This window comes from Sinomonas atrocyanea (assembly GCF_001577305.1).
Taxonomy (GTDB): domain Bacteria; phylum Actinomycetota; class Actinomycetes; order Actinomycetales; family Micrococcaceae; genus Sinomonas; species Sinomonas atrocyanea.
In genome coordinates this window covers 3022304-3041926 of sequence record NZ_CP014518.1, presented here as the reverse complement: position 1 = coordinate 3041926, position 19623 = coordinate 3022304, and the positions used below count along the sequence as shown (strand labels likewise).

At 72.8% G+C, this 19623-nt stretch carries 18 protein-coding genes; 14 read left to right on the top strand and 4 right to left on the bottom strand.

What is annotated here, in order from left to right:
- The first annotated feature begins 15 nt into the window (after window positions 1–15).
- From alr to SA2016_RS13960, 6 genes are all read left to right on the top strand, one after another.
- On the top strand, window positions 16–1161 hold the full coding sequence (gene alr / locus SA2016_RS13985; protein ID WP_066502584.1) for an alanine racemase: 1146 nt from the start codon (window positions 16–18) through the stop codon (window positions 1159–1161).
- Window positions 1158–1787, top strand: a complete 630-nt coding sequence (gene tsaE, locus SA2016_RS13980) for a tRNA (adenosine(37)-N6)-threonylcarbamoyltransferase complex ATPase subunit type 1 TsaE (RefSeq protein WP_084249533.1) — start codon at window positions 1158–1160, stop codon at window positions 1785–1787. Before alr ends, tsaE begins: the two co-directional genes overlap by 4 nt.
- Window positions 1784–2479: a tRNA (adenosine(37)-N6)-threonylcarbamoyltransferase complex dimerization subunit type 1 TsaB gene (gene tsaB / locus SA2016_RS13975; RefSeq protein WP_066499155.1), complete on the top strand. Its 696-nt coding sequence runs from the start codon at window positions 1784–1786 to the stop codon at window positions 2477–2479. The genes tsaE and tsaB overlap by 4 nt, the downstream gene beginning before the upstream one ends.
- A 47-nt stretch (window positions 2480–2526) precedes the next feature.
- On the top strand, window positions 2527–3003 hold the full coding sequence (gene rimI / locus SA2016_RS13970) for a ribosomal protein S18-alanine N-acetyltransferase (RefSeq protein WP_066502581.1): 477 nt from the start codon (window positions 2527–2529) through the stop codon (window positions 3001–3003).
- Window positions 3000–4082 carry a tRNA (adenosine(37)-N6)-threonylcarbamoyltransferase complex transferase subunit TsaD gene (tsaD, locus tag SA2016_RS13965; protein ID WP_066499154.1) on the top strand — a complete coding sequence of 361 codons (1083 nt, stop codon included), beginning with the start codon at window positions 3000–3002 and terminating at the stop codon, window positions 4080–4082. The genes rimI and tsaD overlap by 4 nt, the downstream gene beginning before the upstream one ends.
- 163 nt (window positions 4083–4245) lie before the next feature.
- Window positions 4246–5154 (top strand): type IV toxin-antitoxin system AbiEi family antitoxin, encoded by a 909-nt coding sequence (locus SA2016_RS13960; RefSeq protein WP_141305387.1) that lies wholly within the window; start codon window positions 4246–4248, stop codon window positions 5152–5154.
- Between the two features lie 18 nt (window positions 5155–5172).
- Here the strand turns inward: SA2016_RS13960 and SA2016_RS21485 are convergent, their stop codons facing one another.
- The 3 genes from SA2016_RS21485 to SA2016_RS13950 all read right to left on the bottom strand — a co-directional run bounded on the left by SA2016_RS21485 (window position 5173) and on the right by SA2016_RS13950 (window position 8263).
- The gene (locus SA2016_RS21485) at window positions 5173–5343 is read right to left on the bottom strand and encodes a hypothetical protein (RefSeq protein ID WP_157089132.1); all 171 of its coding nucleotides are present in this window, start codon (window positions 5341–5343) and stop codon (window positions 5173–5175) included.
- On the bottom strand, window positions 5340–6482 hold the full coding sequence (locus SA2016_RS13955) for a glutamate--cysteine ligase (RefSeq protein ID WP_066502580.1): 1143 nt from the start codon (window positions 6480–6482) through the stop codon (window positions 5340–5342). Before SA2016_RS13955 ends, SA2016_RS21485 begins: the two co-directional genes overlap by 4 nt.
- A 71-nt stretch (window positions 6483–6553) precedes the next feature.
- Complete coding sequence (locus SA2016_RS13950) at window positions 6554–8263, bottom strand: acyl-CoA dehydrogenase family protein (RefSeq protein ID WP_066499151.1); 1710 nt, start codon at window positions 8261–8263, stop codon at window positions 6554–6556.
- Between the two features lie 82 nt (window positions 8264–8345).
- Here SA2016_RS13950 and SA2016_RS13945 point away from each other — a divergent pair, with 82 nt between their 5' ends.
- Both SA2016_RS13945 and SA2016_RS13940 read left to right on the top strand, forming a co-directional pair.
- On the top strand, window positions 8346–8468 hold the full coding sequence (locus SA2016_RS13945) for a ribosomal protein bL36 (RefSeq protein WP_066499146.1): 123 nt from the start codon (window positions 8346–8348) through the stop codon (window positions 8466–8468).
- Window positions 8469–8511: 43 nt separating this feature from the next.
- On the top strand, window positions 8512–9330 hold the full coding sequence (locus SA2016_RS13940; protein ID WP_257125768.1) for a shikimate 5-dehydrogenase: 819 nt from the start codon (window positions 8512–8514) through the stop codon (window positions 9328–9330).
- Between the two features lie 324 nt (window positions 9331–9654).
- Here the strand turns inward: SA2016_RS13940 and SA2016_RS13935 are convergent, their stop codons facing one another.
- Window positions 9655–10878, bottom strand: coding sequence for a class I SAM-dependent methyltransferase (locus SA2016_RS13935; RefSeq protein WP_066499143.1), 1224 nt, complete (start codon window positions 10876–10878; stop codon window positions 9655–9657).
- A 54-nt stretch (window positions 10879–10932) separates the two neighbouring features.
- On the opposite strand from SA2016_RS13935, the gene SA2016_RS13930 reads away from it, so the two are divergent.
- The 6 genes from SA2016_RS13930 (at window position 10933) to guaB (ending at window position 19597) form a co-directional block, all read left to right on the top strand.
- Entirely contained in the window at window positions 10933–11319 is a 387-nt protein-coding gene (locus SA2016_RS13930) for a hypothetical protein (RefSeq protein ID WP_066502576.1), read from the top strand.
- A gap of 229 nt (window positions 11320–11548) precedes the next feature.
- Complete coding sequence (gene groES, locus SA2016_RS13925; protein ID WP_066499141.1) at window positions 11549–11845, top strand: co-chaperone GroES; 297 nt, start codon at window positions 11549–11551, stop codon at window positions 11843–11845.
- Window positions 11846–11931: 86 nt separating this feature from the next.
- On the top strand, window positions 11932–13545 hold the full coding sequence (gene groL / locus SA2016_RS13920) for a chaperonin GroEL (protein WP_066499138.1): 1614 nt from the start codon (window positions 11932–11934) through the stop codon (window positions 13543–13545).
- A gap of 186 nt (window positions 13546–13731) precedes the next feature.
- Window positions 13732–15780, top strand: coding sequence for an acyltransferase family protein (locus tag SA2016_RS13915; protein WP_066499129.1), 2049 nt, complete (start codon window positions 13732–13734; stop codon window positions 15778–15780).
- Window positions 15781–15838: 58 nt separating this feature from the next.
- The gene (locus SA2016_RS13910; protein ID WP_229710893.1) at window positions 15839–17905 is read left to right on the top strand and encodes an acyltransferase family protein; all 2067 of its coding nucleotides are present in this window, start codon (window positions 15839–15841) and stop codon (window positions 17903–17905) included.
- 177 nt (window positions 17906–18082) lie between these two features.
- On the top strand, window positions 18083–19597 hold the full coding sequence (gene guaB, locus SA2016_RS13905) for an IMP dehydrogenase (RefSeq protein ID WP_066499126.1): 1515 nt from the start codon (window positions 18083–18085) through the stop codon (window positions 19595–19597).
- The last annotated feature ends 26 nt before the right edge of the window (window positions 19598–19623 follow it).

Genomic DNA, 19623 nt, shown 5'->3' with positions numbered 1-19623 from the left:
ACTGCCCCTTCCGCCATGCCCAGCACCCGCCTCCCGGAGCGCGCCGCCGTGATCGACCTCGACGCGATCCGCCACAACGTGGGGGTGGTCCGCAAGGTCGCGGAGCCGGCCCGGGTCATGGCTGTGGTGAAGGCGGACGGGTACGGGCACGGGGCCGTCCCGGTGGCCCGCGCCGCCCTCGAGGCCGGTGCCTCGTGGCTCGGCGTCGCGCACATCAGCGAGGCGCTGGCCCTCCGCGCGGCGGGCATCGACGCGCCGATCCTGGCCTGGCTGCACACCCCGGACTCCAACTTCTCCGCCGCCGTCGCGGCCGGGATCGACCTGGGCTGCTCGGGCTGGGAGCTCGACGCGATCGTGGCCGCGGCCCGCGAGCAGGAGCGCCCCGCGCGCGTGCACCTCAAGATCGACACGGGCCTGGGCCGCAACGGCGTCACGGCGGACCGGTGGGAGGCCGTGGTCGGGGAGGCCGTCGAGTACCAGGACGAGGGCCTGCTGCGCGTGGCCGGCGTGTTCAGCCACCTCGCCGTGGCCGACGAGCCCGAGCGCCCCGAGACCGACGCGCAGCTGGACGCGTTCCGCGAAGCCGTGGCCCTCGCCGAGGACGCCGGCTGCGACCTCGACGTCCGCCACATCGCCAACTCGCCCGCCATCTTCTCGCGCCCGGACGCCCACTTCGACCTCGTGCGCGCGGGCATCTCGATCTACGGGCTCTCCCCGTTCGCCGAGCAGACCTCCGCGGACCTGCACCTGCGCCCGGCCATGACCCTGCGCGCCACGCTCTCCCAGGCCAAGCGCGTCCCCGCGGACCAGGGCGTGAGCTACGGGCTCACCTACCGCACCGCCTCCGCCGGCGCGCTCGGGCTCGTCCCCCTCGGCTATGCCGACGGCGTCCCGCGCACCTCCGACCGCGGCCCGGTCCGGATCGCCGGGCGCACCTACCCCGTGGCCGGCCGCGTGGCGATGGACCAGATCGTGGTGGACCTCGGCGCCTCCGCGGACCCGGCCGAGCTCGCCGGCGCGGAGGCCGTCCTGTTCGGGTCCGGCGCCGACGGCGGCCCCACTGCCGACGACTGGGCGCGGGCCACCGGCACCATCAACTACGAGATCGTCACGCGCATCAGCCAGCGCGTCCCGCGGGTCTACGTGGGGGAGGGCGCATGAGCGGCGCCCCGGAGTGGGAGGCCGCGTTCGCGCCGGCCTCCGCGGAGGAGACCCAGGCCCTCGGCGCGGCGCTCGGCGGGGTGCTCGGGGCGGGCGACCTCGTGGTCCTCACCGGCGAGCTCGGTGCCGGGAAGACCACCTTCACCCAGGGGCTCGGCGAGGGCCTCGGCGTCCGGCCCGGCATCATCTCCCCGACCTTCGTGCTGGTCCGGATCCACCCGAACCTGATCCACGGCCCCCGCCCGGGCGGCCCGGACCTCGTCCACGTGGACGCCTACCGGCTCAGCGGCCACGGCGAGATCACCGACCTGGACCTCGAGAACTGGGCCGACTCCGCCGTCACGGTGGTCGAGTGGGGCCGCGGGCTCGTCGAGGACCTCTCCGACAGCCGCCTCGACATCGAGCTGCGCCGGCCGCACGCCGCGCCCCCCGCCGCTGGCGCTCCGGATGGCGCGCCCACCCTCGATTTCGACACCGAGGACGACGACGAGCCCCGCCTCGTCCTGATCCGCGCCTATGGCCCCCGCTGGGCGCAGCACCCCGGCGTGCACTGGCCCGCCGTCGAGCGCGTGGATCCCGCAGCGCTCGACGCCGCCGCGACCCACACCCCGGAGGAGGACCGGTGATCATCCTCGCCATCGACACCTCCGCGGTCGCCTCGGCCGCGCTGATCCGCTGCCACGAGCCCCTCGTCCCCGAGGCCGCGGGCGCCGCGGTGCTCGCCTCCTTCGCGACGGAGGACACCCGCTCCCACGCCGAGGTCCTCGCTCCCGGCATCCGGGCCCTCCTTGCCGAGCAGGAGCTCGCGGGGGCGGACATCGCCCGCATCGTCGTCGGCGTCGGGCCGGGCCCCTTCACGGGCCTGCGCTCCGGCATCGCGACGGCGCGCGCGCTCGCCTTCGCCTGGGATGTGCCCCTGGACGGGGTCATGAGCCTCGATGCGCTGGCCTGGGACGTCGTGGAGTCCGGAGCCCCGGCGGACGGGTTCACCGTGGCCATCGACGCCCGCCGGCGCGAGCTGTACTGGGCCCAGTACGCCGCCGACGGCACCCTGGTGGACGGCCCGCATGTGACCGCGCCGCAGCAGCTGCCCAGCCTCCCCGCGTACGGCGCGGGCGCAGGCCTCTACCGGTGGCAGCTCGAGGACGCCGGGGCGAGCGTCGACGAGGCGTTCGCGCAGGCGCAGCCCGCGGCGGCCTCGCTCGGGCTCGTCGCGGCCGCCCGCCTCGGCGCGGGCGCGCCCCTGCTGGACACCACGCCGCTGTACCTGCGCGACTCCGATGCCCAGGTCCCGGGCCCCCGGAAGCGCGCCCTGTGAACGGCGAGGTGCCCGCCCGGCTGCCGGCCGGCGTCGTGCTCCGCGACATGACGGAGGCGGACGTGCCAGCGGTCCACGCCCTCGAGCGCGCCCTGTTCCCCGTCGACGCATGGCCCGAGCAGATGTTCCGCGACGAGCTCAGCCAGCCGGCGACCCGCCGCTACTACGTCGCCGAGGAGGCCGCGCCGGAGGGGGCCCGGATCGTCGCGTACGCCGGCGTGATGTGCGTCCAGCCGATCGCCGACGTCCAGACCATCGCCGTGGTGCCCGAGCGGGAGGGCCGCGGCATCGGCTCCGCCGTTCTGGCCGAGCTCATCGCGGAGGCCCGTCGCCGCGGCGCCGAGGACGTGCTGCTGGAGGTTCGCGCGGACAACCCCCGCGCGCAGGCCCTCTACCGCCGCTTCGGCTTCACCCAGATCCACATGCGCCGGCGCTACTACCGCGACGGTGCCGACGCGCTCATCATGCAGCTGCCGCTGCGGGCCGGCGGACCGGCCGCACCCGCGGGAGAGGAGACCGAATGAACCGCCAGGAGCCGCTCGTCCTGGGCATCGAGTCCTCGTGCGACGAGACCGGGGTGGGGATCGTGCGCGGCACCACGCTGCTGGCCAACACCGTCTCCTCCTCCATGGACGAGCACGTCCGGTTCGGCGGCGTGATCCCCGAGATCGCCTCCCGCGCCCACCTCGACGCCCTCGTCCCCACCCTGCGGGAGGCCCTCCACACCGCTGGCGTGACCCTCGAGGAGGTCGACGCGCTCGCCGTCACCACCGGCCCCGGCCTCGCCGGCGCGCTCATGGTGGGGGTGTGCGGCGCGAAGGCGCTCGCGGTCGCCACGGGCAAGCCCCTCTACGCCGTGAACCACCTCGTGGCGCACGTGGGCGTCGGCCTGCTCGACGACGGCGTCTACGAGGGCGAACTGCCGCCGCGCCTGGGCGCCCTGCTCGTCTCGGGCGGCCACACCGAGGTGCTGCGGGTACGGAACATCGCCGGCGACGTGGAGCTCCTCGGCTCCACGATCGACGACGCCGCCGGCGAGGCCTACGACAAGGTCGCACGGCTGCTGGGCCTCGGGTACCCGGGCGGCCCGGTGATCGACAGACTCGCGCGCGAGGGCAACCGCAAGGCCATCCGCTTCCCGCGCGGGCTCACGCAGCCCAAGTACATGGGCACGGCCGAGGAGCCCGGCCCCCACCGCTACGACTGGTCGTTCTCCGGGCTCAAGACCGCGGTGGCGCGGTGCGTCGAGCAGTTCGAGGCCGCTGGGGAGCCGGTGCCGGTCGCGGACATCGCGGCCTCGTTCCAGGAGGCCGTGGTGGACGTCATCACCTCCAAGGCGATCCTGGCCTGCCGCGAGCAGGGGATCCAGAACCTGCTGCTCGGTGGGGGCGTGGCCGCCAACTCGCGGCTGCGCGAGCTCACCCGGCAGCGGTGCGAGGAGGCCGGGATCTCCCTGGCGGTGCCCCGGTTCTCGCTGTGCACGGACAACGGCGCCATGGTCGCCGCCCTCGCTGCCCGCGTGATCATGGACGGCGGGGAGCCCAGCGGGCTCGAGGTCGCGCCCGAGTCGTCGCTGCCGGTCACCACGGTCGTCGCCCGGTAGGGCCGGCCCGCGTCCGTGCGGGCATATCGACACAACTCGGCGCCGAAACGGCATTCCGGGGGCCGCGCCGGACCGCGAGTTGTGTCGAAATGCCCGCGGACCGCTGTCCACATAGCCCTCACGGCAGCCGGGGCTGTCCCGTGATCCGGGCCATGCTGTGCCCATGAGCGGACCTTTGGAAGTGCTGGCAGCGGCCGGGGGCAGCGCGCCCTTCGACGAACTGCGGCGCAGCTGTGGCCGGCGTGCCCTCGAACGCGCCGTCGAGGACGGAGAAGTCGTCCGGGCCGGCCACGGCACCTACGCTCTGGCCTCGGTCGCGGCCTCTCACCGGCTCTCCCTCGAGTGCGGGGCAGTGCTCTACGGCCGGTCGGCGGCGCTCGCCCACGGCATGGGGGTGCTGCACCGGCCGCGGCCCGTGGAGCTTGCGGTGGCCCGGGGCATCAAGGTCCGCCCCCGTCCCGGTGCCACGATCGTCACCCGCCTCCTGCCGCCTCAGGATCTCTGGCACGTGGGCATGGTGACCGCGACGTCCCCCACCCGCACCGTGCTCGACTGCGCGGCCGCCCTGCCCTTCGCCGAAGCCCTTGCCATTGCCGACTCCGCGCTCCGGCGCGGGCTCGCCACCCCGGAGGGGCTGGAGGCCGCGGCCGCGACGTGGACCGGGCGGAACCGGTCGGCTCAGAGGTTGGTCCTGGACCACATGGACGCCAGGGCCGCGAACCCCTTCGAATCCGGGCTCCGGGCGGCCTGCCTCGAGGCAGGCGTGGTCCTCCGGCCGCAGATGCGGATCATGACTGCGGGCGGGCCCTACGTGGTGGACCTCGGCAGTGAGGACACTCCCGTGGTCACCGAGGCGGACAGCTTCGAGTGGCACGGAGGCCGCGAGGACCTGCACCGTGACTGCACGCGGTACAACGAACTGGTGCGGGCTGGACGGGTCGTCCTGCGGTTCTCGTGGGAGCACATCATGGGGCACCGGAGGTGGGTCGGCGCTGTGGTAGCGGACGTGACCCGGGCATATCGACACAAGTCAGCCCCGAAGCGGCCCGGAACGGGGCCGTTCGCCGCGTGAGTTGTGTCGAAATGCCCGCTACCGCCGCGCGCGCCAGGCCAGCAGCCCCTCGACGAGCGCGTACACGGCCGCCGCCGCCGCGACCCACAGCGCCGCCTGCCCGTGCGAGGTCGCCGCGAGCACCACGGCCACGATCACGAGCAGGAAGACGATCCGCGGGGCGGAGCGCCGCTGCGGGCGGGTGCTCACGCGTAGCCCTCGCGCATCAGCCGGGCCTCCTCGAGCACCACGGCGCGCAGGTCACCGCCGTGGGCCTCGGCCACCCGGCGCTGACGCTGGTAGCCGGCGCCGCGGGTGATGATGCCCTCGATGCCGCGCAGCTCCTTGGCGCAGCCCAGGTCCTCGGCAATAGGCGCGAGCCGGCCGAGCGTCTCGGCGAGGTGCTCCGTGACGAGCCGCTCGTTGCCCTCGGCGTCGAGGATGATGATCGCGTCGAGGCCGTAGCGCGCGGCGCGCCACTTGTTCTCCTGCACGTGCCACGGCGGCATCGTGGGGATCTGCTCCCCGGCGTCCAGCGAGCGGGACGCCTCCTCGACGAGGCACTGGGTGAGCGCCCCGATGGCGCCGATCTCCTCGAGCGTGGAGAGCCCGTCGCAGACGCGCATCTCGATCGTGCCCAGGCGCGGCACGGGGCGGATGTCCCACCGGATCTCGCTGATGAGGTCGATCACGCCCGTCTTGAGCATGTCGTCGACATAGTGCTCGAACCCGGCCCAGTCCGGGAACTGGAACGGCAGCCCCGCGGTGGGCAGCTGCTGGAACATGAGCGCCCGCTGCGAGGCGTATCCGGTGTCCTCCCCGCTCCAGAAGGGGCTCGAGGCGGAGAGCGCCTGGAAGTGGGGGAAGTAGTTCACGAGGGCGTCGAGGACGGGCATGGCCTTGTCCCGCCGGTCCAGGCCCACGTGCACGTGCACCCCGTAGATCACCATCTGGCGCCCCCACCACTGCGTGCGGTCGATCAGCTTGGCGTAGCGCTCCTTGTCCGTCACCGGCTGGAGCCGCGGCTGGCTGAAGGGGTGGCTGCCGGCGGAGAAGAGCTCGACCCCGACCCGGTCCGTGATGCTCCTCACCGCCGCGAGCGACTCGCCCAGGTCCGCCACAGCGTCCCCGACCGTGCTGTGCACGCCGGTCACGAGCTCGACCGTGTTGAGCAGGAGCTCCTGGTGGATGCGGGGCGTGTCGCCGAACAGCTCGGGGCGCTCGGCGGTCAGCCGCTCGAGGATCTGGGGCGCGAGGGAGACCAGTTCGCCGCCGTGCTTGTCCACGAGGGCCATCTCCCATTCGAGTCCGATCGTGGACTGCTCGGACGGCGCGAAGTCGATCTCCAGTGTGGAACCCCCGGGGGTGAGGCCGGCGGCGCCGGCTGGCTGTGCACGAGTGGTCCCAAGTCTACGGGTCCTCAGGCCCGGGCGAGGATGGCGTCCGTCCTTGCCGCGTCGGGCAGGCAGCCGTATCCGAGTCCGCGGCCAGGCCCCAGGCGCGCGGCGATGAAGGCCTCGGCCACGGCCGGCTCGCCGTCGAGCAGGAGCGTGGCCTGGAGGGCGAGCGCGAGCGTCTCGGCGAGGCGCCGCGCCCAGGCCTGCGCCTCCGCGGGCTCGCGGGCGGCGTCGGCCATGAGCGCGAGGGCCTGCTCGAGGTGGGCGTCCAGGGCCGGGTGGGCGCCGCGGTGGAGCTCGAGTTCCTCGGCGAGCGCCTCCGCGGAGTCGGGCTCGCGCTCGAGGGCGCGCAGCACGTCGAGAGCCACGACGTTGCCGGATCCCTCCCAGATGGCCATGACGGGCTGCTCCCGGTACCGCATGGCCAGCGGGAAGTCCTCGGTGTACCCGTTGCCGCCCAGGCACTCGAGGGCCTCGGCGGCGTGCCCCGGCCCGCGCTTGCACACCCAGTACTTGCCGAGGGCGGTCGCGATCCGCGCGAACGCCCGCTCGCGCCGTGCGCGCTCCGATGCTGCGGGGCTCGGGACGGACGACGGCGCATCCCCCGCGGCGGCGGCCGATCCCGCCGGCGGCGACCACACGGCGTCGTCCGCGGCCGCGAGCCGCAGCCCGAGCGCCACCGCGGCCTCGTACTCGAGGGCGAGGTCGGCGAGGACCGCGGCCATGGCGGGCTGGTCCACGAGGCGGCGCCCGAACGCCCGCCGGTGCCGCGCGTGCCAGAGCGCCTCGGCGACGGCCTGCCGCATGCCCGCCGCCGTGCCGAGGATGCAGTCGAGGCGGGTCTCGTGGACCATGCCGAGGATGGTCCGGACCCCGCGTCCGGGCTCGCCGATCCGCCATCCGAGGGTGTCCTCGAAGTCGACCTCGGCGGAGGCATTGGCCCGGTTGCCGAGCTTCGACTTCAGGCGCACGAGCCGGAACGGGTTCCGCGCGCCGTCCTCCAGCACCCGCGGGACGAGGAAGCAGGAGAGTCCATCCGGCTCCCGCGCGAGCACGAGGAATGCATCGCTCATGGGAGCCGAGCAGAACCACTTCGCTCCGGTCAGCAGGGCGGTGCCGTGGCCGGCGTCGCGCGCCGAGGTGGCGATGGAGCGCACGTCCGAGCCGCCCTGCCGCTCCGTCATCGCCATCCCCACGAGCGCTCCCGGCTTGCGGGCGGACGGGAGGAGGCGGGGCTCGTAGCCGTCGCCGTAGAGGCGGGGGAGCCAGAGGCGGGCGACGTCGGGCTGCCGCGACAGGGCGGGGACGGCGGCGTGGGTCATCGAGACCGGGCAGGCGTGGCCGGGCTCGACCTGGGCGAACAGCATGAACGCGGCGGCCCGGGCCACGTGGGCGCCGGGCCTCGGGTCGGCCCACGCCGCGGTGTCGGCGCCGTGCGCGACCGCCGCGGCGAGCACATGGTGGTAGGCGGGGTGGTACTCGACCTCGTCGCGGCGGCCGCCGTACCGGTCAAGGGCGTGCAGCAGGGGCGGGTGCATGTTGGCCAGCCGCGCGTTCTCGGCGAACTGCTCTGACCCGACGAGCCGCCCCACCGCGGCGAGCTCGCCCGAGGCCCAGCTCGCGCCGAATCGGCGGACGCCGTCGACCAGCGCGGCATTGGCGGAGAACTCGTCGATCCCGGCCCGCGGGGGCGCCTGGTTGGCGGCGTCCGCGGCCCCCTCGGTGTGCTCCATGCTCCCATTGCACACCGGGGAATGCGGCAGGGCCAGACGCTGTTATTGCAAACGACTCTCATCAATCCATGGAAGGAGCATCATGAAGGTCCGCAACTCGCTGCGTGCGCTGAAGAAGGTCCCGGGGGCGCAGGTGGTGCGCCGCCGGGGCAGGACGTTCGTCATCAACAAGAGGAGCCCGCGGCTCTCGGCGCGCCAGGGCTAGCAGGCCCGCGCGCGCGGGGTCGGCGCGGCACTAGCCTTGTGCCGTGCCGATCCTCAACAAAGACATGACGCTGTGCATCTCCCTCTCGGCCCGGCCGAGCAACAACGGGACGCGATTCCACAACTACCTCTACGACGCGCTCGGGCTGAACTGGATCTACAAGGCGTTCGCGCCGACCGACCTCGCCCAGGCCATCGCGGGGGTGCGCGGGCTCGGGATCCGGGGCTGCGCGGTCTCGATGCCGTACAAGGAAGACGTGATCGCACTCGTGGACCGGATGGACCCGTCCGCGGCGGCGATCGACTCGGTCAACACGATCGTCAACGATTCCGGCGTGCTCACCGCGTACAACACCGACTACACCGCGATCGCCCAGCTCATTGCGCGCAACGCGCTGGACCCGGCGTGGTCCGTCCTGCTGCGCGGCTCCGGCGGCATGGCCAAGGCCACCGCCGCGGCGTTCCGCGACGCGGGCTTCACGGACGTGACGATCGTGGCCCGCAACGAGTCCGCCGGCCGCGGGCTGGCCGAGCTGTACGGCTTCGCCTGGGCCCCGGAGCTGGGGGACCGCACCGCGGACGTCCTGGTCAACGTGACCCCCATCGGCATGGCGGGCGGCCCGGATGCCGAATCGCTGTCCTTCCCGGTCTCGGCGGTCGACGCCGCGCGGGTCGTCTTCGACGTCGTGGCCCTCCCGGCGGAGACGCCGCTCATCAAGGCCGGCCGCGCCGCGGGGAAGACCGTCATCTCCGGTGCCGAGGTCATGACGATCCAGGCGCTCGAGCAGTTCGTCCTCTACACGGGCATGCGCCCGACCGACGAGCAGGTGCGCGCCGCCGAGGAGTTCATGCGCGCCCAGTGACGCCCCGACCCGGGGTCAGGTCTTGATGGACCCGGGGTCAGGTTTGGGCGGACGCGGGGTCAGGTTTGGGCGGACGCGGGGTCAGGTTCGGACGTGACCTCGGGGTGGGTGAGAGGTGACCCCGGGTCGGGTGAGAGGTGACCCCGGGTCGGGTGAGAGGTGACCCCGGGGTGGGTGAGGCGTGACCCCGGGTCGGGTGAGAGGTGACCCCGGGGTGGGTGAGGCGTGACCCCGGGTCGGGTGAGGCGTGACCCCGGGTCGGGTGAGACGTGACCCCGGGGCGGGTGAGACGTGACCCCGGGGCGGGTGAGGCGTGGCCCCGGGTCAGGCGGGCTCGACCACGGCGGCCACGCGGTCGTCGCCGATGCGCGTGAGCACGAGCGTGGCCTTGCCGGTGGCACCCTTGCGCTGGCCCGCGAGGAGCACCCTGCGCAGTTCCTCGGGCGTGACGGCGGCGCCCCGCTTCTTGATGTCGAGCACGCCGATGCCCTCCTCGCGCACCCACGCCCGCAGTGCCTTGACGTTGTAGGGCCGCACCTCGAGCACGCGGTATGCCTTGGCGAACGGCGTCTGCACGAGCTGGGGCGCGCAGATGTAGGCGATGTGCGGGTCCACGAGCGTGCCGCCCAGGCGCTCGGCGAGCTCGGCCACCAGCCCGGCCCGGATGACCGCGCCGTCGGGCTCGTAGAGGAAGCCCTCGAGCGGGCCGATCCGCGGCTCGGCCCCGGCGCCGAAGTCGGTCTCCGCCACGAGCTCCGCCGCGCCGTCGCTCGCCAGCACGAGGGCGGCCCTGCGCACGGTGGGCCGCTTGAGCGCGTTGAAGTACAGGGCGACCTCGGCGACGTCACCCTGCACCGAGACCCACTGGGCCTCGCAGCCCGCGGGCACCGACTCGTGGGGCAGGCCCGGGCCCAGCTTCACGCCCACGGGCAGTCCGCGGCGGGCGAGCCCCTCGACGAAGCTCAGCGGCGGCGAGAACTCCTCGGGGTCCCACAGGCGGGTGGTGCCGGAGGCCGACGTCGAACGCCGGGCGGGGTCGAGCCAGACCCCGTCCACCCCGGCGAGGTCCACCGACTGGGCGTCGGCGTGCACGACCCGGGCCTGCGGGAACGGCATGAGGTTCATCGTGGCGCACGCGGCGGTGGTCTCGTCGAGCTCCACCGCGGTGACCTCGAGGTCGAGGGACGCCATGGCCATGGCATCCGCGCCGAGCCCGCATCCGAGGTCCGCGACACGCCGGACGCCGGCGTCGACGAACCGCCGGGCGTGGCGGGCCGCGACGGAGAGCCGGGTGGCCTGCTCGAGGCCGGCCCGGGTGAAGAGCATGCTGGAGGCGAACTCGCCGAACTTGGCGGCGGCGCGGGCGCGGAGCCGGGACTGGGAGAGGACCGCCGAGACGAGCTCGGGGGAGTGCCCCGCCTTGCGGAGCCGGCCGCTGATCGCGAGGGCGTCCTCCTCGCGGTAGGGGCCGAGCGAGTTGAGCAGTGCCCAGCCCTCGGGTGTCAGCAGAGGGGCCAGCTGGTCCGGGGCATGTCGGTCGTCGGGCATGCCATCCAGCGTAGTGCGCTCCGCGCCCGCAGCTCATTGGATAGGCTGGTGGGCATGGAGACCAGCCCCAGCGTCGATCCCGTTCCAGCTCGACCGGAGGGGGCGGGCCTCCTCACCCGGCTCCGGCCGTACGCCCGGCCCGTGCTCATCGCGGGCATCGTCATCACAGTGGTCGCCGCCGTGCTGCTGGTCGTGGTGATGGCCCTGGATGCCTTCAACGCCACCGTCTACTCCGTGGGCGGCAAGAACATCAGCGACGCCACGGACGAGGCGCGGTCGCTGCGGGACCAGTTCCTCGGCGCCAAGATCGGGGCAATCGTCGCCCTCGTCGTGGGCGGCGTCGCGCTCGTGGTCTCGGTCGCCGTCATGTACGCCACGCGCGGCCTCGACGCCGACGACGACGGCGATGACCTCGGTTACGACGAGCTCGCGGGCGAATAGGCCCCCGGTGCCGGACCCCTCGGGTGCACCCGCCAACGCCCCGGTTCCCGGCCCCTTCCCGACACCCAGTTGGCACTCGCCTTGACCGAGTGCCAGCGTGCTCACTAGAGTCGCCAGTAGCACTCGGCCGTGCCGAGTGCTAACCCTGTCAGGCACGCTCCCGGCACCCGCGACGACGGTTGCTTGCCCGGCTCACCATCCGTGACCCGTTGATGTAAAGGAGAGATCCGTGTCGGTCTCCATCAAGCCCCTCGAGGATCGCATTGTCGTCAAGCCGCTCGAGGCCGAGCAGACCACCGCGTCCGGCCTCGTGATCCCGGACACCGCGAAGGAGAAGCCGCAGGAGGGCGAGGTCGTCGCCGTCGGCCCCGGCCGCGTCGATGACAACGGCAACCGCGTGCCCGTGGACGTCACCGTCGGCGACGTCGTCCTCTACTCCAAGTACGGCGGCACCGAGGTCAAGACGGGCGGCGCCGAGTACCTCGTGCTCTCGGCCCGCGACGTCCTGGCGATCGTCGTCAAGTAACGCTCCCGCGCTGCGCCCCGGCCGTTTCACTGCGGCCGGGGTGTCGTGCTTGATCCAGACACTTGATCCAGACACAGGAGTAGCGAATGGCTAAGCAGCTCGCATTCAGCGACGCCGCGCGCAAGGCCCTCGAGACGGGCGTCGACAAGCTCGCCGACACCGTCAAGGTCACCCTCGGCCCGCGCGGCCGCAACGTGGTCCTCGACAAGAAGTGGGGCGCGCCCACGATCACGAACGACGGCGTGACGATCGCCCGCGAGGTCGAGCTCGACGACCCGTACGAGAACCTCGGCGCCCAGCTCGCCAAGGAGGTCGCCACCAAGACCAACGACGTCGCCGGCGACGGCACGACGACGGCGACCGTCCTCGCCCAGGCCCTCGTCAAGGAGGGCCTGCGCAACGTGACCGCCGGTGCGGCGCCCGGCGAGGTCAAGCGCGGCATCGAGGTGGCGGTCGAGGCCGTCGCCGCCCGCCTGAAGGAGAACGCCCGCGAGGTCTCGGGCCGCGACGTGGCGAACGTCGCGGCGATCTCCGCCCAGTCCGACGAGATCGGCGAGCTTCTGGCCGAAGCCTTCGACAAGGTGGGCCAGGACGGCGTCATCACCATCGAGGAAGCCTCGACCACCCAGACCGAGCTCGTGCTCACCGAGGGCATGCAGTTCGACAAGGGCTACCTCTCGCCGTACTTCGTCACGGACGCGGAGCGCCAGGAGGCCGTCCTCGAGGACGCGCTCATCCTCATCCACCAGGGCAAGATCTCCTCGCTGCAGGACTTCCTGCCGCTCCTCGAGAAGGTCCTCTCCGCCTCGAAGCCGCTGTTCGTCATCGCCGAGGACGTGGACGGCGAGGCCCTCTCGACGCTGATCGTCAACCGCCTCCGCGGCACCCTGAGCGTCGTGGCCGTCAAGGCCCCGGGCTTCGGCGACCGCCGCAAGGCCATGCTCCAGGACATCGCGACCCTCACCGGCGCGCAGGTCGTCTCCCCGGAGGTCGGCCTCTCCCTGGACCAGGTCGGCCTCGAGCAGCTCGGCACCGCGCGCCGCATCACCGTCACGAAGGACAACACGACCATCGTCGACGGCGCCGGCACGGCCGAGGATGTGCAGGCCCGCGTCGCGCAGCTGCGCGCCGAGCTGGACCGCACCGACTCGGACTGGGACCGCGAGAAGCTCCAGGAACGCCTCGCCAAGCTCGCCGGCGGCATCGGCGTGATCAAGGTCGGCGCGGCCACCGAGGTCGAGCTCAAGGAGAAGAAGCACCGCATCGAGGACGCCGTGTCCTCGACCCGCGCAGCCCTCGAGGAGGGCATCGTGGCCGGCGGCGGCTCCGCCCTCGTGCACGCGGTCCGCGCCCTCGACGAGGACGCCGACGTCAAGGCCCTCGACGGCGACGCCGCGGTGGGCGTCTCGATCGTGCGCCGCGCGCTCGTCCAGCCGCTGCGCTGGATCGCCCAGAACGCCGGGCACGACGGCTACGTCGTCGCCGCCCGCGTGGCCGAGGCCGAGGTGAACCACGGCTTCAACGCCAAGACGGGCGAGTACGAGGACCTCCTCGCGGCCGGCATCATCGACCCGGTCAAGGTGACCCGCTCCGCGCTGCGGAATGCCGCCTCGATCGCGGCCCTCGTCCTGACCACGGAGACCCTCGTGGCGGACAAGCCGGCCGAGGCCGAGGACGCCCACGCGGGCCACAGCCACTGAGGCTGGCCCTCCCGCTCAGGCGAGCACGACGGCGGCCGCGCCCCTCCCGCACGAGGGGCGCGGCCGCCGTCGTCCGTCCGGCAGGGCCCCGCGTGCCGGGGTGCTTTGCATAGGGAGGGGCAACGCCGCTCACAGGGAACGCACAGGTGGGCGGGGCGCAATGGAGGGGCAGGAAAATCGGCTGACGTGAAGGAGAGTGGGGCTGGCGTGGTGGCCGAAGGACACAGGCAAGCGAGTGGGGGGCGTGTCTTCCGACCGGAGATCCAGGGCCTGAGGGCGGTCGCCGTGGCGCTGGTGGTGCTCTACCACGTGTGGCTCGGGCGCGTCTCCGGCGGGGTCGACGTGTTCCTCATGGTCTCCGCGTTCCTCATGACCGGCCAGTTCGTGGCCCGGCACCGCCGCGGCGAGCGCACCCACCTGCTCCGGCACTGGCTGCACGTCTTCCGGCGTCTTCTTCCCGCCGCCGCCGTGACGATCGCCGGAACCGTGATCGCCGCCGTCATCTTCCTCCCCGCCACGCGGTGGGGGGACGTGCTCCGGGAGGGCGCGGCGTCCCTCGGCTATGTGGAGAACTGGCTCCTGCAGAGCGACGCCGTGGACTACTACGCCCAGGACCACTCGCTCGCGAGTCCCTTCCAGCACTTCTGGTCGCTCTCGATCCAGGGGCAGATCTTCATCCTCTTCCCGCTGGTCTTCGTGGCGCTCGGAGCCTTCGCACGACGCCGGGGCCTCGCCTACGAGAAGGTCCTCACCGTGGGCTTCGCGGCGGTCTTCGCCGCCTCGTTCGCGTTCTCGGTCTGGTTCACCGCCGCGGACCAGGTGCAGGCGTACTTCTCCCTGCCGGCCCGCATCTGGGAGTTCGCGCTCGGCAGCCTCCTCGCGCTCGCGATCGACCGCGTGCGCATCGGGCAGGGCGCGGCGCTCGTGATGGGCTGGGGCGGCGTGGCCTCGATCGTGGCCTGCGGGCTTGTGCTCGACGTCCAGGGGCTCTTCCCCGGCGCGATCGCGCTGTGGCCCACGCTCTCGGCGGTGGCGGTGATCCTCGCTGCCCAGCACGGCGGCCGCTTCGGCGTCCACCAGGTCCTCGCCTCGAAGCCGCTGCGGAAGCTCGGGGACATCTCCTACGGCCTCTACCTGTGGCACTGGCCCGTGCTCGTGATCGCCCTCACCTGGCGCCAGCGTGGGGAAGCCGGCTGGCTCCTCGGCACCCTGGCCATCCTCGTCTCGGTGCTGCTCGCCTGGGCGACGATCCGCTTCGTCGACACCCCGTGGCGGGCATGGCGGTGGCCGGAGCTGCGCCTGCGCAACGGGTTCGCCGGGGTGGCCGCGTGCGTGCTCGTCGGCGTCGCGCCGATCGCCGCGGTGCAGGGCAGCGTGCAGACCACCACCTCGCAGGTCGAGGCCCGTGCCGCCGTCGACAACCCGGGAGCCAAGGCCCTCGACCCGGACTACGACGACAAGGCCTCCTCCACGGCGAGCCTCATACCGGTGGCCCAGAAGGTGCCCACCGACTGGTACGGGCTGCCCAAGAAGTGCTCGAGCGACCTCAAGGTCCCCGACTCCCTCGCCTCCGTCTGCGGGATGAACGCGGTCGCGGCGAGCGAGGCCAAGACCATCGTGGTGGTCGGCGACTCGCACTCCGAGCAGTGGATGGCCGCCCTCGAGCCGGTGGCCGAGCAGCGCGGGGAGCGCGTCGTCTCCCTGCTGAAGGGCGGCTGCATCTATGCGCCCACCACCAAGTCCGGCAACCCCGACTGCGACGCGTTCAACGCCTCCGTGGCCGCCTACCTCGCGGCGAACCCGCCCGGGACCGTGTTCATGGTCGGCACCGTGGCTGCGGCGTCCTCGCCCGCGGAGACGCTCTCGCCGGGACTCGACGCCGTCGTCGCCGCGCTGACGGCGAAGGGCTCCACCGTGGTAGCGGTCCGCGACAACCCGCGCTTCACGTTTAACATGGCCGACTGCGTGGCGCGCAACGGCGCCTCGTCGCCCAAGTGCAGCGCCCCACAGTCGTCCCTGCTGGCCCCCAAGAACCCGCTCGCCGACTTCGCGGCCGCGCACCGTCAGCACTTCGTGCAGATCGACATGACCGACCTGCTCTGCCCGGGCGGCGTGTGCCACGGGGTCATCGGCAACACGTACGTCTACCTCGACGACAACCACGTCACGAGGACCTATTCGGCGTCGATGGCGACCATCCTCGGGCAGCGTCTTTCAGCGGCTGGCCTTACGTGATGAGTGGCGGCCTCGTCTAGACTGGGAGCTTCCGCCCAGCCCTGAGGAGGCCCTCGACGTGACGCCCGCGCGCCCTGAGACCCTGGACCCGGTCCGTCAGCCGGAGCGGCCCACGGGCACCGCGCGGTCGGCGAGGCGCGGGTTCCGGCCCGAGATCCAGGGGCTGAGGGCCGTCGCGCTCGGCCTCGTGGTCGCGTACCACGTCTGGCTCGGACGGGTCTCCGGGGGCGTGGACGTGTTCCTGCTCGTCTCGGCCTTCCTCATGACCGGGCAGTTCCTCGACCGGCACCGGCGCGGCGTGCGGGTGGGGCTCGTGAAGCGGTGGATCCACACCTTCCGCCGCCTCCTGCCCCCTGCCGTGGCGACCATCATCGGCACGGTGGTGGCCGTGCTCGCGTTCCTGCCGCCCACGCGGCTCGGCCCCGTCCTCGAGCAGGCCTGGGCGTCGCTGGGGTATGTCGAGAACTTCGTCCTGCAGCGGGACGCCGTGGACTACTACGCCGGGGACCACGCCCTCGCGAGCCCGTTCCAGCACTTCTGGTCGCTCTCGATCCAGGGGCAGGTCTTCATCGTCTTCCCGGTGATCTTCGTGGCGGTCTCTGCCCTGTGCCGGGCCCGCGGGCTGGACTACTGGGGCGTGATCCTGAAGGTTTTCGGGGCGATCTTCCTCTGCTCGCTCGCGTACTCCGTCTACTTCACCGCCGTGTCCCAGTCCGAGGCCTATTTCGACACGTTCGCCCGCCTGTGGGAGTTCGCCCTCGGGGCCCTCGTGGCGCTGGTCGCGCAGCGCGTCGACCTGCCGGCGCGCGTGGCGGCGATCGCCGGCTGGATCGGCCTCGCCGGGATCGTCACCTGCGGGCTCATCCTGCGGGTGGACGGCATGTTCCCCGGCGCCGCGGCCCTGTGGCCCACGCTCTCGGCCTCCGCCGTGATCCTCGCCGCCGACTCCGGCGGCCGGTGGGGCGTCCACCGGCTGCTGGACACTCCGCCGCTGCGCAAGCTCGGCGACATCTCCTACAGCCTCTACCTGTGGCACTGGCCGGTCCTCGTCATCGCCCTCGCCGTCTCCGGCAAGGAGCGGATGGGCTGGCTCTCCGGCAGCGCGGCGATCGCCGGCTCGGTGGTCCTGGCATACCTGACCACGCGCTTCATCGACCGCCCGTGGCGCGCCTGGGCGTGGCCCGAGAAGAACCGACGGCGGGGCCTCACCTCGCTCGCCGCGTGCGGCGCGGCCGTCGCGGTCCTCGTGGGCAGCGTCCAGACCTCCCTCGACGCGGCGAACCACCGCGCCCTCGCCAACGCCTCGCGGGACAACCCGGGCGCCGCCGTGCTGGTGCCCGGCTACAACGGCCACCCCGATCCGAAGGCCGAGATCCTGCCCGCCGCGGACAAGCTCCCGTCGGACTGGGCGGCCCTGCCGAACCCGTGCGACGACGACCTCGGCCTCTCCGACGCGCTCCGTGACCACGGCTGCACCCAGGTCGGCGCCTCGGGCGCGTCCAAGACGGTGGTCGTGGTGGGGAACTCGCACGCCCAGCAGTGGCTCGGCGCCCTCGCCCCGATCGCCCAGCAGCGCAACTGGCGCCTCTACCAGCTCCTCAAGGGCGGCTGCCAGTTCCAGCCCCCGCGCGGGGACGATGGGGACGAATGCGACCAGTTCAACCGCGCCGTGGTCCAGCAGATCGCGGCCCACAAGCCGGACGCCGTGGTGCTCGTCGGCACGGCGGCCGCGCCGTCGAGCCCCCAGGAGACCACCACACCGGGCCTGGAGGACCTCCTGAAGACCTTCCAGGCCGAGGACGTCAACGTCATCGCACTGCGCGACAACCCGCGCTTCACCTTCAACATGGCCGACTGCGTGGCCGGCTCGGATCCGGACTCCTGCCGCGTGCCCGTCTCCCAGGCGCTTGCCGCCGAGGACCCGCTCGCACCGCTCGCGAAGACCTACACGAAGGGCTTCCACCCGATCGACATGACCGACATGCTCTGCCCCCAGGGCCAGTGCGGGGGCGTGATCGGGAACGTGTACGTGTACCTGGACGACAACCACATCAGCGCGACCTACGCCGCCTCGATGTCCTCGATCCTGGACCAGCGCATCTCCCGCGCGACCGGCTGGTCCTAGGCCGCGGTCCGGCGCGGTCCGGGTGTGGCATTCCTCACCCGGCCCGCCCCGCGGAATACCCGCTGGGGCGGGGGAAGTTTAGGATAGAACCCACCGCAGCAGACCAGTCCCGTAAGCACTGGCTGGTCATCAGCGCACCCCTGCAATGCCCACCCGGCACACGGCCAAGGAGCACTCATGACCACGCCCACCCCAGCCCACGATCCGTTCGGCTTCCTCGGCCTGACGTATGACGACGTCCTGCTCCTGCCCGGCCCCACGGACGTCATCCCGTCCGAGGCGGACACCTCGACGCGGCTGACCCGGCGTATCCGCCTCGGCATGCCGATCCTCTCCGCCGCCATGGACACCGTCACGGAGTCGCGCATGGCCATCAGCCTGGCCCGGCAGGGCGGCATCGGCATCCTGCACCGCAACCTCTCGATCCAGGACCAGGCGGACCAGGTGGACCAGGTCAAGCGCAGCGAGTCCGGGATGATCACCCGCCCCGTCACCGTGGGCCCCGAGGCGACCCTGCGGGAGCTCGACGACCTCTGCGCGCACTACCGCGTCTCGGGCCTGCCGGTGGTCGATGCGAACCGCAAGCTGCTCGGCATCATCACCAACCGCGACACCCGCTTCATTCCGCAGGACCAGTTTGCGACCCGCAAGGTCCACGAGGTCATGACCCCGATGCCGCTCGTGACCGCGCGGGTGGGCGTGGGCCGCGACGAGGTGATCGGCCTCCTCGGCAAGCACCGCATCGAGAAGCTCCCGCTCGTGGACGAGATGGGCATCCTGCAGGGCCTCATCACCGTCAAGGACTTCGAGAAGGCGGACCAGTACCCGAACGCCACCAAGGACGAGGCCGGCCGCCTCCGCGTCGGCGCGGCCGTCGGCTTCTTCGGTGACGGCTACGAGCGCGCCATGGCCCTCGTCGAGGCCGGCGTGGACGTCCTCGTCGTGGACACGGCCAACGGCCACTCCCAGGGCGTGCTCGACATGATCGCCCGGCTCAAGAAGGACCCGGCCGCCGCGCACGTGGACATCATTGGCGGCCAGGCCGCCACGCGCGAGGGCGCCCAGGCGCTCGTCGACGCGGGCGCGGACGCGATCAAGGTCGGCGTCGGCCCGGGCTCGATCTGCACCACCCGCGTCGTCGCGGGCGTCGGCGTGCCCCAGATCACCGCGATCTACGAGTCCTCGAAGGCCGCGCTCCCCGCCGGAGTCCCGCTCATCGCCGACGGCGGCCTGCAGCACTCGGGCGACATCGGCAAGGCGATCGTCGCCGGCGCCGACTCGGTCATGCTCGGCTCCCTCCTGGCCGGCACCGCCGAGGCCCCCGGAGACCTCGTGTTCATGAACGGCAAGCAGTTCAAGGCCTACCGCGGCATGGGCTCGCTCGGCGCGATGCAGACGCGTGGGAAGAACACCTCCTACTCGAAGGACCGCTACTTCCAGGCGGACGTGCCCAGCGACGAGAAGCTCATCCCCGAGGGCATCGAGGGCCAGGTCCCGTACCGCGGCCCGCTCTCGGCCGTGGCCCACCAGCTCATCGGCGGCCTGCGCCAGACCATGTTCTACGTCGGCGCCCACACCATCGACGAGCTCAAGGCCAAGGGCAAGTTCGTCCGCATCACCTCGGCGGGCCTCAAGGAGAGCCACCCGCACGACATCATGATGACCGTCGAGGCGCCCAACTACCGCCGGTAGCCCACCCGGCGCCCGAGCCGACCGCA

Coding starts and splice junctions, on each gene's coding strand:
- tsaE (WP_084249533.1), top strand. CDS start 1,158: ATGAGCGGCGCCCCGGAGTGGGAGGCCGCGTTCGCGCCGGCCTCCGCG.
- SA2016_RS13935 (WP_066499143.1), bottom strand. CDS start 10,878: ATGCCCGACGACCGACATGCCCCGGACCAGCTGGCCCCTCTGCTGACA.
- alr (WP_066502584.1), top strand. CDS start 16: ATGCCCAGCACCCGCCTCCCGGAGCGCGCCGCCGTGATCGACCTCGAC.
- guaB (WP_066499126.1), top strand. CDS start 18,083: ATGACCACGCCCACCCCAGCCCACGATCCGTTCGGCTTCCTCGGCCTG.
- tsaD (WP_066499154.1), top strand. CDS start 3,000: ATGAACCGCCAGGAGCCGCTCGTCCTGGGCATCGAGTCCTCGTGCGAC.
- SA2016_RS13960 (WP_141305387.1), top strand. CDS start 4,246: ATGAGCGGACCTTTGGAAGTGCTGGCAGCGGCCGGGGGCAGCGCGCCC.
- SA2016_RS13945 (WP_066499146.1), top strand. CDS start 8,346: ATGAAGGTCCGCAACTCGCTGCGTGCGCTGAAGAAGGTCCCGGGGGCG.
- SA2016_RS13930 (WP_066502576.1), top strand. CDS start 10,933: ATGGAGACCAGCCCCAGCGTCGATCCCGTTCCAGCTCGACCGGAGGGG.
- rimI (WP_066502581.1), top strand. CDS start 2,527: ATGACGGAGGCGGACGTGCCAGCGGTCCACGCCCTCGAGCGCGCCCTG.
- groL (WP_066499138.1), top strand. CDS start 11,932: ATGGCTAAGCAGCTCGCATTCAGCGACGCCGCGCGCAAGGCCCTCGAG.
- SA2016_RS13950 (WP_066499151.1), bottom strand. CDS start 8,263: ATGGAGCACACCGAGGGGGCCGCGGACGCCGCCAACCAGGCGCCCCCG.